This window comes from Streptomyces sp. NPDC048584, assembly GCF_043199595.1.
Taxonomy (GTDB): Bacteria; Actinomycetota; Actinomycetes; order Streptomycetales; family Streptomycetaceae; genus Streptomyces; species Streptomyces edwardsiae.
On sequence record NZ_JBICWF010000009.1, the window covers coordinates 104,536 to 117,598 of the forward strand.

Consider the following 13,063-nt stretch of genomic DNA (forward strand, 5'->3'; position numbering starts at 1 on the left):
GACACCCGGGACGCCGGCTGGCGATGGGACACAGACCGCTGGGTCAAGGGGGAGAGCTGGATCCGGCCCGCTCACGCAACCGTCCTGGTCGCGGACCTCATACCAGGCGACGGATCGAGCGTCTGTGTGCTGGTGCGAGAAGACAGAGACGGTGAAGCCGACTACACGTCGCTGCTCGTCCGGCCCGACGAGATCCAGGTCTCGGCGGGAATGCTGGGTACCGTCCCGCTGTACCTCACAGCTGTCGGCGACGAGATCTTCGGGGCGTGGGACATCGTCGACCTCCGGCCGCACCTGCGACCTGACCAGCTCAATCCACGAGCGGTCGCCCGCACCTTGAGCCGCCAACACCGCTACAGCACCGACACCCTCTTCGACGGCGTGTACCGACTCACCGAACGCGCTACCGCGGTCTTCACGCCGGCAGGGCTCTCCATCCTCTACCCCGAGCCCGCCCAGCACGTCCTGGAACCCCGCAGCCTCCGTAGCGGAGTGGACCCCGTGACCGCGTTCGACGCACTGCTCACCGAGGCCGTGGCCGAGTGGCGATCGACGGCCGGCCGCGTCGGCGTCGAGGTGTCAGGCGGAGCGGACTCGGCCAACGTGGCACTGTCCGCCGTAGCGGCCGGATTCGGCTCCGTGCACACCTTCGGGCTACTCATGGGCGGCCGCATCGGCCAGCTCCAGCGAGACCGACGCCGCTCCCTGGTGGACCACCTGGGATTGCGCGACACCGCCGTGCCGGCGATGCAGCACCCGCCCTTCGTGCCTGGAGGCGTGAGGGAACGCAGACGGCCGCACGATCCGGCAGGCGCCTTCTACCAGGAAGCGTTCGACATCATGCGCGGGCACGTGGCCGCACACGGCTGCGAGCTGGTCTTCACAGGTGGCGGCGGGGACGAGGTCAACGCCCACCACTCGCGTACGGAAGCCGGACTCCCGCCGATGGAGCCGGTGCCATGGCTCGGCGACAAGGCCACCGCGGCGCTGGCCCAGGTGAACGAGAACCTCGCTCCCATCCCGGTCCTGCCTGTGCCGACGCTCATGGCATTCGGCCTGCACAACCCGGCGTACGTGAGACTCGGTATCTGGCCGGTGGCCCCGCTCGTCCACCCCCGGATGATCCGCTTCATGGAGCAACTGCCGTACGAGTACAAACGCGACAAGAAGATGTTCCGCGACCGACTTCGGCGGACGGGTCTGCCCGAGTCCGTTGCGGCTCCGACCGAGCCGGAGAACTTCCTCGCGGTCATGGAGTCGGGACTGCGCACTTACGGGCTACCTCTCCTGGACGAGATGCTGACCGATTCCCTGCTGATCGATCTCGGCTACGTTGATGCCGACGCCCTCAGCCGGGCCCGCGACCACGCCGAGCGGACTCCCGCGGTGCCCGACCTGCTGTGCGACACACTCGCCCTGGAAGTCGGACTGCGGAGCCTCGCATGAGCGGCCTGGACATCGCCGAACCCAGACACCTGGCAGCCTCCAACCTCTTCTACCGAGACCCCGCCCTGTACGACAGAGTGCAGTCCGACAGCACCAGCGCGAGCAGCTGTCGGGCGCTCGTCCATCGGCACCGCCCGGACGCCCGCACTCTGCTGGATCTGGGCTGCGGAACCGGGAGAGAGCTGGAGCTGCTGGCCCGCCACTTCGACTGCATCGGTGTCGAGTTCCAGCCCGGCCTGGTCGACTACGCCCGCCGCACACGGCCCGGCCTCGACATCCGCCTCGGCGACATGCGCACCATCCGACTCGACCACACCGCTGACGTGCTGACCTGCCTGGGAAACTCCCTCTCCTACGTGCACGACAACCAGGACATCCAGGCGGTCTTCCGGACCTTCGCAGCGCACGCCCGTCCCGGGACGCTCCTTGTACTCTGCAGTTCCGTAGCCCCGATCGAGCGTGATGAGCCGCAGGAAGCAGAGGTCGAGATCGGATCGGACACAGCCCACGTGACCATCACCTACGAGTGGGACCTGCGGACCCAGATGAACACCATGCGCCGGCACTGGGTGTTCAACTCAGGTGAAGAGACACGGGACGTGATCCGTCGGCGTGTTCTCGGGCCGCGTGAGCTGGAGCTGTACGCGACGCTCGCCGGCTTCGACGTCCTCCAGATCAGCGACGAGATCGGAGCAGGCACCTTGCACGGGCCTACCGCGTACACCGTGGCCCGGTACAGATGATCAGGACACGGTCGTCAGCGGCCACGGCGGGGATCGTTCCCTGTCGGGCCGGGCGCCGACTGCGTGGTGGGCGCCGAGTGCGAGGTGTGCCGGTTGGCTCGGAGGGCCGTGGCGTTGCGGTCGTCGGGTAGTGCGGGCAGGTGAGCGCTGCGGCGCAGGCGCCAGACGAGGACGTCGCTCATGGATCCGGCGGAGCGTAGTTCGCGCCGTGCCGTGGCTTCGGTCAGCAGGGCGGCCGGGTCATGGCCGGCCCTCCGGGCGTCGTCCAGTGTGGCGGCCAAGGCGGGCCAACCGGCCTCAGCCTCGATCCGGTCGGCCAGCTCCGGCAGCACTTGGTGGAGCAGGTTCGCCTGCTGTTGCCGAACACGTTGAGTCAGCCGCCGGCCTCGCTGGCTCAGTGCGGTCATGGGCTGGACTGAGGCGGCCTGGTAGGCGGCGCGGAGGTGCTCGGCGGCTTGCTGGGCTGCTGTGGCCTGCTGGGTGTGATGCTTCCTGGCGTGCCACTTTGCCGCGGCGGTCACGACGAAGAAGGCCATGTCGATGAGCATGGCCGTGCAGGCGCCGTCTTCGCCCCGGCCCAGGACCGGCCCGCTGTGGACGAGATCACGGGCGGCTTGTCGCAGGCCCCGGTCGTGCCCGCGTACCGCCTTCACGTGGGAGCGGCTCGCGCGCTCGAACGCGGAGGCTGCCTCGCGCAGTTCAGCCCGGGTGTGGGCGGCGGAGGTCTTGGCCAGCGCGTCCAGGACCTCTCCGGTCGCGGCGATCTGGGCTGCTGCGGTGCCGTCGTCGCCGTGGTCGATCACCAGCAGGGCCTGCCACGTGGCAGCCGCGGCCCGCCGCCGCGCGAACGCGGGGCCTGTCACGGGCGGCAGTGCAGGCTGATCCGGCCACGAACCGTCGATGGCGGTGGGCGTCTCCGAGGGCCGGCTCCAGCGTTCGCGGACACGGGGCAGGGACAGGTCGGGCGCCAGCTTGGAGCCTGAGTAGAAGACCGGCTCGCCGTCCTTGTTCCGGTCATCAGGGAGGGCGACCTTGTACCCGAGGAGGTCGCCGGAGGGCGCGAGACGCTTGCGGATCAGCAGACCGGCGGCGGCCAGGCGGTCGAAGAACTCGTCCGTCGAGGCAGCACCCGCCACTGCCCGGCGCACGGACTCACGAAGTTCCTCCCGCGCCGTGCGCTCCCGGCCTTCCCGCTGGGCCTTGTGCCGTTCGGCGCTGGTCGGACGACGGGCTGCGGTGCCATCGCCGGTGGCGAGGCGGCGCAACCCGTAGTCGATCTCGATCACGCGGGCTTCCGCTTGGGAACGCTTGCCGTCCCGGCGAATGCGGGCTTGCCGGCCGTCCTCTCGTACGACGGTGGCGATGATGTGAATGTGGTCGTCGGCGTGCCGAATCGCTGCCCAGCGGCAGGCGGCGTCGTCACCGTCGGGAGCGATGCCGGTGGCGGCGACCATTCGGCGCGCAATCTCGGCCCACTGCTCGTCCGACAGGACCGGGTCCTCAGGAGCGGCGCGTAGCGACAGATGCCACACGTGCTCGGCGGGCCGTCGGTTCTTCGGCAGGGCGTTGACCGGCTGGTCGAGCAGCCGCTGGAGATCTCCGTACGTGGCGTCGAGGTCGCGCCCGGGATCAGGGGCGAGGCTGTCCCAGGCGCCCACCAGGTGCGGGTCTGTGTGTTCTTCGTGCGTGCCGGGCCCGTACAGGTAGTGGAGCAGGCCGATGGTGCGCGTGCCTCTTGCGTGGATGCGGGGGATCACCTGGCCCTCCTGTTGTCCAAGTGGTGCTGGGTGAAGGCGTCGACGCGCCTGGCGGCGCGCTGGACGGCGGCGAGGACCGCCTCTGCCTGCGGTGCGTCGGCGCCGGAGTTCAGCGCCTTGGCGACCTGGTTGAGGTTGTTGCCGAGTTGCCCGAGGTGGCGCCGCAGCGCGAACAGCTCGTGCAGCATCTCTCGCTCGCCCGCGATGTCCTCGGCGGTGCGGCCGAGGTCGTGGGCGGCGTTGAGAGCGGCGCGGGCGAGGAAGCCGGCGATGCTCATGTGGCACGTGGCGGCTGCTCGGGCGAGCAGTTGGTACTCGGCGTCGTTCATGCGGCAGCTGGGCTGGTGCAGGCGCTTGTTCTCGTCGCGCAGGCGTTCGCGCTGCTGTATGCGGGGCTGTGACGGAGAGGTGCGCGCGCAGTCGATGCTGTGGTTCGCGTGTAGCTCTTCCCCGCCGGTTTGCGATCCGTCCTCGGTCGCTTCCGGGCCCGCCGCTCTCGGGGCGGGAGACGCAAGAGCATTGCTCCCGTCGGGAGCAATGCTCTTGCACCAACTTGCTCCGTCGGAGGCTGAGATGGCGGCCCCCTGACGCACGTCGTCAGGAGTGTGCTGATGTGGTTGGTGCATGGGTCGCTTTTCTGGGTGGGTGTTCCACGATGAGAACCCGTAGCGGCGGCCGTGCGCGGCTGACACCGGGCGGGCTCGTTACGGGACCGTGTGGGGTGGGCTCCAGGTTGGAGCGGTCCGCGAGGACCGGTCCTCTCTTCCTCTGTGCATCACGCTCGGGGACCGCGGACCGCGTTGTGCGGGTCTTCGGTCCTCGGCAGGACCGGGACCCGGCAGGGCTCGGTCCTTCCTCACGATTGACTGTCATGCGCGGTGCAGGACCGTTGTTTCCGCCCACCTGGGGGCTGTGACCTGCTGCTTTGCCAGGAGACCGTTCTCGTGTCCGACGGGACCGTCGGGGACCGGTCCCCGAGACGTACGGGACCGGTCCCCGATGTCTGGTGAGGACCGGTCCCCACCTCGGGCGGCCACGGTCCCGGGACCGGGATGCTCGGTCCTCGCATGTGCCGTCCGGTCCCCGGCCATTGAGGACCGGTCCCCGACACCCTCGCTCGGTCCTCGACGCGGCACGCGGCCGGTCCTCCTGGTGAAAGGACGCGCGCTCGCGGACTGCCCTTCCGTCATCCGGTCTTTCTCCATCGTCAGGGGGAGCGGTGACGTCGTCTGTCAGGGCCCTTGAGGATGACGCGGTCGGTCATCTCCGCGAGGCGGGAAGCGACGCGGTCACCGAGGGTGGTGCGCAGCTCGGCGGTGGGCAGATTGGTCGTGATGAGGGTGGGGAGCAAGTGCTCGTACCGGTGGTTGATGAGCCGGTAGGTCAGCTCCTCGGTCCACTCGCTGGTCTTGGCCGCACCGAGGTCGTCCAGAAGCAGCAGTGGGCTGCGGGCCAGGGTCTGCAGGTCGCGTTCGGCGTCGTGGCCGGCACGGGGACGCAGGCGGGCGTACAGGTCGGCGGTGGTGACGGCTTCCCAGCGCAGGCGAACCCCGCGGGTGAGGAGAGCCCGGACGGCGCCGTACGCCTGATGCGTCTTGCCCGTGCCGGTGGGGCCGGCGATCAGCAGGGAGGGACCCTCGGCGATGCCAGGCCCACTCGGGCCGGGGCGTCCGGCATGGGCGATGTGGTCGGCCCAGGCGATGATCTGAGGGTGGTCGGCGAGGGCACGGCGGTAGCGGGCCGGGATGCGGGCGTCGGCCAGCTCCAAGGCGGTGACGGGTTCGCCGGACGGCTCCGCGGCTACGGCGCCGGGGTCGATGCCACGGCCCGCCAGTATGCCGTTCAGACGGTCGGCGAGCGGGCCGACGGGCTGGGGTTCGCGGGTGAGGGTGGAGCTCAGAGCTGTTCTCCGTAGGCGGCTTCGACGTCGGCGGGGTTTGTCCACGCCCTGTGGATGACGGGCTGGGCGAGGGCGGCGTTCATGGCCTGGTGCACCAGGCTCGGCAGGATGCTGGGGTGCCTGCCCTTGGTCCTGTGGAGGACGAGCCCTGCCCTGACGTGGTCGGGAGCGATGCCTTCGGCGAGCAGCTTGCGCACCTCTCGGCCGAGATGGCCCAGGACGTCCTGGGGCGGGCGGTGGGCGCATGCCGCGCTGTATTCGGCGATGAGCTGCTTGGCCGAGACGGTGCTGGCCGCGGGGGCGCTTGCGCCCCCCGAAGGGGTAGATCCTAGATCCATGATCCTAGGTCCTAGATCCGGACCGTGAGGTGTCACCGCGGCCTCAAGCACGAGTCCGTGAGGTTCAGGGGAGGGCTCACTGAACGCCTTCTGACCTGCGGTTTTGCTGGTGGTTTCCGTTTGGTTCGAGGGATCGTGCGGGTTCCGTGCCCCTTCACTGCCACCTCCGCGAGGGTTCGGCGCATGGTCCGCGACGGCTCCGTGCGTTACGGACGGCGCGGGTGCCACGGCCTCGACAGCCTCGGTGCCGCCCGGGGCACCGTTCGGATCGTTGTGGCGAGGGCAGGCCGGGATGCGGCTCTTGCTGGCCCGGTTGATCTTCTGGTGCTTGTGCCACGTGACGATGTGCAGGTAGCGCTTGTCGTCCGGGCCCTTGTACCGGCAGACCAGGCCGGCGTCGGCCAGCTGGGCGAGATCCTTCTCGACCTCGGCGGGAGTGTGCTCCGGACGCAGAACCCACAGCTGACCGGCGATGATCGCCGCGTGGTCGCGATAGCGGCCTTGGTCGTCGGCCTGAGTGAGCAGACCGAAGAAGGTGCGCTCGGCGGTCAGGGTGACGACGGCGAGGGATTCGGAGACGAAGGCTTCGGGCTTGATGGTGCGGATCCGTGCCAAGAGCGGAGTGTTCCTTACTCGGTGGCCGATGGGCGGGCACCCATGGCTCACCGTCGGTCGTGACGGCAAAGGCGGGGGAGTTGGCCGGCCGTTGACGCGAGGCTGGCTGAGAGCCGGGCGCGCTTTCCGGGGGTGTCGTCAACATAGCCACACCCGAGCGGCACAAGTCCAGCCCTGACCTGTCGAATCTCTGTCGGCAGAAAGGCCATCGGCAATCGGGGCGGCGAGGGCGGCGTGAAAACGGTAGGTCACGATCTGCGGTTGACCAAATAGTTGTTCCGGGCGTCAAGCCAGAAGGATCACACCGGCAAGGCGTTGACGTCCGGCGAGTGGCGAAGCTACAACACAACACCCCACGTCAGAGACGCTGTCGAGCACTGCTCGGGTCGCCGTCACAGGGAACCCATCGACGAAATGGCCACCCGCCTGCCAAACGCACGGCGGCGCAACATAGCCGACGATCGCCGGTTAACCAAACCGGCGAACACAGCCGAGAATTGGAGTCATGGCAGCACGTTCACTGGAAATCGGCGCAGCCGGGATAAGGGCCGCCCGCACGATCGAAATTCTCCGCACCGAGCGCGGCCTCTCCCAGCGAGAGCTGGCCGCTCGCGTCACCGCCCTTGGCCGGCCAATGTCCAACACGATGCTGTCCCGCATCGAACGCGCTCAGCGCCGCTGCGACGTCGACGACCTGCTCACCCTCGCGCAGGCACTTCGCGTCCCGGCCCGCGCCCTGCTCCAGGACTCCGCGACCTGTTGAAGCCACCACCGGTCCGCCGTGCCCGCTCCAGTTTCGACCTCGGTAAGGAAGTCTCACCGTTGCACCGACTCGCAATAGCCCCGGCCCGTTGCACTCAGCAGCACAGCCGAAAGGGGGCGGTCGCCCATGACTGACCGCCTTCTGACGGTGGCCGAAGCCGCCGAACAGCTCGGTACCGGCGAACGCTTCGTTCGCCGTCTGATCGCCGAGCGCCGCATTCGCTACGTCAAGCTCGGACGTCCCGTGCGCGTCCCCGAGAGTGCCGTCACCGAGTACATCGAGGCGCGCACGGTCGAGCCGACCCGGCGCACCCGCACTCGGTACGGGCGGGCCGCCTGATGCCGACACGCAAGCTCCAGCGTCGTCGGGAGTTCGGTACCGTACGCAAGCTCCCGTCCGGTCGATGGCAGGCCCGCTACCTGGGCCCGGACGGGCAGCGCCACAAGGCCCCCGAGACCTTCGACACGAAGACCGACGCGCAGGACTGGCTGAACCTGGTCCGCGCCGACATCGAGCGTGACCACTGGCGTGACCCGGACGCCGGCGCGATCAACTTCGAGAAGTACGCCCTCCGTTGGGTGGAGGAGCGCGGTCTGGCCCCGACCACGGTCGACCGCTACGACGGCCTGCTACGCCTGCACCTCCTGCCGGCCTTCGGGAGCAAGGACCTGGACGAGATCACACCGCCTTCCGTCCGCACCTGGCGAGCCGAGCGGCTCAAGGCAACGGGTGCCACGACGGTCGCCAAGTCGTACCGGCTGTTGAAGGCCATTCTGCAGACCGCGGTCGATGACGACCTCCTGCGGACCAACCCGTGCCGGATCAAGGGCGCCGGTCGGGAGGAAGCCGACGAGCGGCCGACCGCCACCGTGGAGCAGGTCTTCGACCTCGCCGACGCCATGGGTCCGCGCTGGCGCCTGATGGTCCTGCTCGGTGCCTTCGCCTCGCTCCGCCCCGAGGAACTGGCTGAACTGCGCCGCCGCAGTGTCGATCTCGACGAATGCTCCCTGCGGATCACGCATGCGTCCCCGGAGCTGACCAACGGCAGGAGGGTCACCGGCGATCCCAAGTCACGAGCGGGCAAGCGCACCGTGTACCTGCCCGATTTCCTCCTGCCCGAGCTACGTCGCCACGTGCAGTGGTTCGCCGAGAAGGAGCCGGACGGACTCCTCTTCATCGGGGAGAAGGGAGCCCCATTCCGCCGCTCGACGTTCGGACGGAAATGGCGCAAGGCCAGGACGAAGGTGGGGCTGCCGGACAACTTCCGCTTCTACGACCTCCGGCACACCGGTAACACCCTCGCCGCCGACACCGGCGCCAAGCTGAAGGACCTCATGGTGCGCGCCGGCCAGTCCTCGGAACGGGCCCAGCTGATCTACCAGCACTCGACGGCCAAGCATCAGCGGAGGCTGGCCCAGGGGATCGACACTGAAGTGCGCGAGCGCTTGCGTGAGGCGGGTGCCGATCGGTCGGAAGCCAATTAGGCGGACCGGTATCGGGGCTACGAGTCCGGCGGGACGGTTCCATCGGCCGGACTCTGGAGGCAGGCGACGGTCTCCGCAGCACCGTGCGCCCCTCGTGCCCCCTTGAGGGATGGCAGCAACTGAGATCAGCTTCTCCCTGTATGCAGTGACAGGGGAGTTGTGGCCGGTCGCGATCAGCCACAGCTGGAGGGGGTAGTAATGGCGATCAAGCTGGTGTCCGTTTCGCCCGCGCAAGAAGAGTTGATCGTTAAGGCCATAGCCCTGGGGGACCGGTACACGAAGACGCTGGGGCTTCTGACGCCTCCTGCCTATGAGAAGGCAGCTGAGGACGGTGGCCTTCTGGTCGCGGTCGAGGCCGGCGAAGTGATCGGCTACGCGCTGTTCGGGCTGCCGAAGAGGAGCGCGCGTATCCGACTCGCGCACCTGTGTGTGGCTGAGGAAGAACGGGGGCGGGGAATTGCGGGCCGTCTGGTGGAGGGCATCAAGGAGCGGTATCCACAACGCCTTGGGATCAAGGCCAAGTGCCGTCGGGACTATGACCTGAGCGGGATGTGGAGGAGTCTGGGCTTCGTTCCAGACGGTGAGGTCCGTGGGCGTGGTCGTGACGGGGAGATCTTGGACGGCTGGTGGCTGGACCTCGGCCATCCGGACCTGTTCACGGAGATGGAGAGCGACGCGCTCCTCGTGGTGACGGTCGACCATGGTGTGTTCGCCGATCTGCGCGGCCTCACGGACACCACCGGTGCCGAGGAGTCCCGTGCGCTCGAAGCCGGATGGATGGCGGATCTCGTTGAGTTTGCCTACACCCCGCAGTTGGTCCATCAGATCCGGGACCTCACGGACACGGCAGAGCGTCAGCACCAGCAGGCGGCGCTGACCGGGCTCCACAAGCTCTCTCCCGGCTCCGCGGCCGTGGAGGAGCGAACCCGCGAACTGGTGCAAGCCGCTACGCAGGCGGTTCCCGGCCTGGCTGCCGACCCAGCACTTCTGCGGGGCATGCGGTATGTGGCCGAGACCTCGTGTGCTGGTCTACAAGTCCTGGCGACCCGTGATCCGCTGCTGTCTCGCCTGACAGACGTGGCCTGGGAGGTCGCTCGCGTCCGGGTCGTCTCACCGTCGACCGTGACGCTTCACGTCGATGAGCTGCGGCAGGCCCAGGTGTATCGCCCGGCTGACCTGATGGGGACGGAGTTCCGGTCCGCGGAGGTGGCGCCGGGCGCGGAGGATGAACTGGTCGCCTTCTTCGAGCAGTCGGGCGCTGACGACGGCTCAGCCTTCTCTGAGCGGCTGCGGTCGCTGAACGAGGGCGGGATCGCATGGCGTCGTGAGCTTCTCCGGGACGGCCAGGGCCGACCGGTCGCCCTCTACGCGTGGTCGCTGGACGGCCGAACCCTGGTTGTACCCGTCCTTCGCACAGCTGGCCACCCCCTGGAAGAGACCCTGGCCCGGCAGCTCCTCTTCCTGCTTAAGCGGCTCGGGAGGGATTGCGGGGCCGAGATCGTCCGCATCAGTGATCCGCACCCCTCCGAGGCGGCGCGGTCCGCGGCCGGTGACGACGGCTTCTTCGAGCACAACGGCCAGCTCGTCGCGCTCCTGGTGAACGTGTGCGGGACTGCCGCCGAGGTGGAGGTGGTGGCCGGCGGGTTGGCCCGAGAGCTTGCTGTCGATGCGACCGTGCTCGACGTCGGCATGCCGGCGGAGGTGACCGCCGTGCTGGAGCGTGCGTGGTGGCCGGCCAAGGTCATCGACTCCGAGCTGCCGTCCTTCATGGTGCCCATCAAGCCGCGCTGGTCGACTGAGCTGTTCAACGTCCCGGCCATGCTCATCGCGCGGAGCGACGCCCTGGGCATCAGCAGGGAACACGTCTACTACCGATCTTCGCAGCGTCGAGGAGAGAGCGTCCCGGCTCGACTGCTCTGGTACGTCAGCGACGACAACTCCACGGGAGAGGGTCAGATGGTGGTGGGCAGCTCGCGGCTCGACGAGGTGCTCATCGACACTCCGGATGTTCTGTTCTCGAAATTCGAACACCTGGGCGTATATGGTCGGGCTGAGGTCGAGAGGGCTGCAGACGCGTCCGGTCACGCCATGGCGCTGAGGTTCTCGGACACTGAGATCTTCCCGAAGCCGGTGACGCTGCGCCGATTGACCTCGCTGGCCAGGGGCCGGGGGCTAACGTGGTCGCCTGGCTCGCTGATCTCGCTGTCCAAGATCAGCAGTGAGCTGTTCCAGGCGGTTTACCAAGAGGGGCACCGAACGACGTGAGCGATCCGGAACGCGCGATGCTGCTGTCCGTCCACCCGCGCTTCGCCAACGCGATCCTGGCTGGCAGCAAGACGGTGGAGGTTCGCCGCCAGCGCGTCGCCGCGCCTCCGGGAACGCCCGTCCTCTTGTACGCGACCGCGCCCACCATGGCGGTGGTGGGCATGGCGCGCATTGCCGCCATCTACGTCGCCACGCCCAGCGAGGTCTGGTCGGCTCATCGGGGACAGACCGGGATCACCCGGAGGGAGTACGACGCCTACATGAGCGGCGCGAGGCAGGCGAGCGGTCTCACGATGGAGAATCCTGTCTCCTTCGATGAGCCGGTATCGCTCAATGCGCTGCGCTCCGCCGGGTCCTTCCACCCTCCGCAGAGCTACCGCTACATGAAGGGCGACGAGCTTCGACAGGTGGCCGTGGCGGGACCTGTCGTGGGCACGGCGCTTCGCGAGGCGCTGGGAGACCTGGTACCCGCCTAGTGCTGCACTCGCCGCCGGCGGGGCCGAAGCACCGGACGGGGCTTCAACGCAGGGCGTGGCGAATCTTCAAGCGTCCGTATCCCATGACCCCGGAGATCCGAATCGTCGGCCCGTCGGGCCGGGGGTGTCGCGGGATCTTGTAGCGCAGGTCCTTCCATCCCGTGCTCAGTCCTTCGACGTCGACCACCGCGTCCCGGGGCACCGTGATCCGGGCCCCGCCGGTTCCAGTTGCAGCTCGATGTCGACGATCGGGTGCTCGATGACCGCACGGGACAGGTCCAGGCGCACCCTTCCATATGCTGACTCGACCTTGAGGACCCGGGGCACCCGCCACGCGCCACGCCGCTTGATCCGCCCACCGGCGGCGGCGATCGTGGCAGTGCTTCCCGGTTGCTCCTCCGGGAGCGAGACCAGAGCGGACGCGAGTTCGCTCCGCGTCTTGGCCCTGAGCACCTGGTGGAGGTGCTCGTCCAACACCTCGTGTGGGATGAGCCCTTCCGCGTACGCCTCCTGCAGACGTCGCACGGCTGCCTCGCGGTCGCCTTCACGGATCAGTGAGGGCGATTCTTCCGGTAAGGAGGTCACGGGTTCACCGTACTGCCGAGTCGGCGAGGTAAACCCGTCAAGGCAGGCCCGGAGACCGGGGCGCCACCCGTCCCGCAAACCACCCTTTGCGTATGCGTCTTAGTGACCCTTTGCACCCTGTGTGGCGCAGGTCACACGAATTGCGTCTCGCGATATGGGACGCCGGGGCAGGTTGATGCCTGCTGGGCGCCCGAATGGCGCTGGTGTGGCGGCCTGGACTCGACTTAGGGCACGCCGAGGGCACGCCGCCCCCTGATTGGACTAGACAACAAGTAAGGCCCAGATCGGTGAACTGGGCCTTCTTCGTGGAGCGGGTGACGAGAATCGAACTCGCGCTCTCAGCTTGGGAAGCTGATGTTCTACCATTAAACTACACCCGCGTTGGTCCCGGCCCCGCGATTCGGCGGCGCCTGGATGCTCCGTCACTCTACCCCATGGCAGGCCCCCGGTGTTCGGGCCCGGGGGCCTGAGGGTGTTTCAGGGGGTGGATGTGGCTGCGGCGGGCGGAAGTTCGGGCGTACGGTGAGGGTGCGGGGTGCCGCCTGGAGACCGCTTCCCTTGATCCCGTAATGTGGCTTTTGTCGTCAGGGCAGTTGGCCGGACGCAGCCTCTTGGGGAAGGGACTCTTGGACTTGATGGAGCGCACCGTCGTCCGTTGTGCCGATGGGCACGTGTTCACCGCCGCCTCGTT

General features: G+C 68.4%; 11 protein-coding genes, 1 tRNA gene and 1 pseudogene. 7 read left to right on the plus strand and 6 right to left on the minus strand.

What is annotated here, in order from left to right:
• Positions 1–132: 132 nt before the first annotated feature.
• Both ACGFR9_RS20900 and ACGFR9_RS20905 read left to right on the plus strand, forming a co-directional pair.
• Entirely contained in the window at positions 133–1,446 is a 1,314-nt protein-coding gene (locus ACGFR9_RS20900) for an asparagine synthase-related protein (protein WP_224219992.1), read from the plus strand.
• Positions 1,443–2,189, plus strand: a complete 747-nt coding sequence (locus ACGFR9_RS20905; protein ID WP_311641828.1) for a class I SAM-dependent methyltransferase — start codon at positions 1,443–1,445, stop codon at positions 2,187–2,189. The genes ACGFR9_RS20900 and ACGFR9_RS20905 overlap by 4 nt, the downstream gene beginning before the upstream one ends.
• 14 nt (positions 2,190–2,203) lie before the next feature.
• Here the strand turns inward: ACGFR9_RS20905 and ACGFR9_RS20910 are convergent, their stop codons facing one another.
• From ACGFR9_RS20910 to ACGFR9_RS20925, 4 genes are all read right to left on the minus strand, one after another.
• Entirely contained in the window at positions 2,204–3,946 is a 1,743-nt protein-coding gene (locus tag ACGFR9_RS20910) for a relaxase/mobilization nuclease domain-containing protein (RefSeq protein WP_164271091.1), read from the minus strand.
• The gene (locus ACGFR9_RS20915) at positions 3,943–4,371 is read right to left on the minus strand and encodes a plasmid mobilization protein (RefSeq protein ID WP_372464504.1); all 429 of its coding nucleotides are present in this window, start codon (positions 4,369–4,371) and stop codon (positions 3,943–3,945) included. The genes ACGFR9_RS20910 and ACGFR9_RS20915 overlap by 4 nt, the downstream gene beginning before the upstream one ends.
• Before the next feature lie 782 nt (positions 4,372–5,153).
• Positions 5,154–5,846 (minus strand): ATP-binding protein, encoded by a 693-nt coding sequence (locus ACGFR9_RS20920; RefSeq protein ID WP_031043827.1) that lies wholly within the window; start codon positions 5,844–5,846, stop codon positions 5,154–5,156.
• A complete protein-coding gene (locus ACGFR9_RS20925) occupies positions 5,843–6,799 on the minus strand; it encodes a hypothetical protein (protein ID WP_031043824.1) in 957 nt (318 codons plus the stop codon). The genes ACGFR9_RS20920 and ACGFR9_RS20925 overlap by 4 nt, the downstream gene beginning before the upstream one ends.
• Positions 6,800–7,304: 505 nt before the next feature.
• On the opposite strand from ACGFR9_RS20925, the gene ACGFR9_RS20930 reads away from it, so the two are divergent.
• The 5 genes from ACGFR9_RS20930 to ACGFR9_RS20950 all read left to right on the plus strand — a co-directional run bounded on the left by ACGFR9_RS20930 (position 7,305) and on the right by ACGFR9_RS20950 (position 11,787).
• Positions 7,305–7,562, plus strand: coding sequence for a helix-turn-helix domain-containing protein (locus ACGFR9_RS20930; RefSeq protein ID WP_030401440.1), 258 nt, complete (start codon positions 7,305–7,307; stop codon positions 7,560–7,562).
• A 126-nt stretch (positions 7,563–7,688) separates the two neighbouring features.
• A complete protein-coding gene (locus tag ACGFR9_RS20935) occupies positions 7,689–7,901 on the plus strand; it encodes an excisionase family DNA-binding protein (protein WP_031043819.1) in 213 nt (70 codons plus the stop codon).
• A complete protein-coding gene (locus ACGFR9_RS20940) occupies positions 7,901–9,046 on the plus strand; it encodes a site-specific integrase (RefSeq protein WP_311641837.1) in 1,146 nt (381 codons plus the stop codon). Before ACGFR9_RS20935 ends, ACGFR9_RS20940 begins: the two co-directional genes overlap by 1 nt.
• Before the next feature lie 198 nt (positions 9,047–9,244).
• Positions 9,245–11,311, plus strand: coding sequence for a GNAT family N-acetyltransferase (locus ACGFR9_RS20945; protein ID WP_031043812.1), 2,067 nt, complete (start codon positions 9,245–9,247; stop codon positions 11,309–11,311).
• Positions 11,308–11,787, plus strand: coding sequence for an ASCH domain-containing protein (locus ACGFR9_RS20950; protein ID WP_224219990.1), 480 nt, complete (start codon positions 11,308–11,310; stop codon positions 11,785–11,787). Before ACGFR9_RS20945 ends, ACGFR9_RS20950 begins: the two co-directional genes overlap by 4 nt.
• Positions 11,788–11,830: 43 nt before the next feature.
• Here ACGFR9_RS20950 and ACGFR9_RS20955 read toward each other — a convergent pair.
• Positions 11,831–12,372, minus strand: a pseudogene (locus ACGFR9_RS20955) (DUF1707 domain-containing protein).
• A 306-nt stretch (positions 12,373–12,678) separates the two neighbouring features.
• Positions 12,679–12,752, minus strand: a tRNA-Gly gene (locus ACGFR9_RS20960).
• Positions 12,753–13,063 lie beyond the last annotated feature (311 nt).

Excerpts from the sequence above, each read along its gene's own strand:
- ACGFR9_RS20905 (WP_311641828.1), top strand. The coding sequence starts at position 1,443 with ATGAGCGGCCTGGACATCGCCGAACCCAGACACCTGGCAGCCTCCAAC.
- ACGFR9_RS20930 (WP_030401440.1), top strand. The coding sequence starts at position 7,305 with ATGGCAGCACGTTCACTGGAAATCGGCGCAGCCGGGATAAGGGCCGCC.
- ACGFR9_RS20935 (WP_031043819.1), top strand. The coding sequence starts at position 7,689 with ATGACTGACCGCCTTCTGACGGTGGCCGAAGCCGCCGAACAGCTCGGT.
- ACGFR9_RS20940 (WP_311641837.1), top strand. The coding sequence starts at position 7,901 with ATGCCGACACGCAAGCTCCAGCGTCGTCGGGAGTTCGGTACCGTACGC.
- ACGFR9_RS20945 (WP_031043812.1), top strand. The coding sequence starts at position 9,245 with ATGGCGATCAAGCTGGTGTCCGTTTCGCCCGCGCAAGAAGAGTTGATC.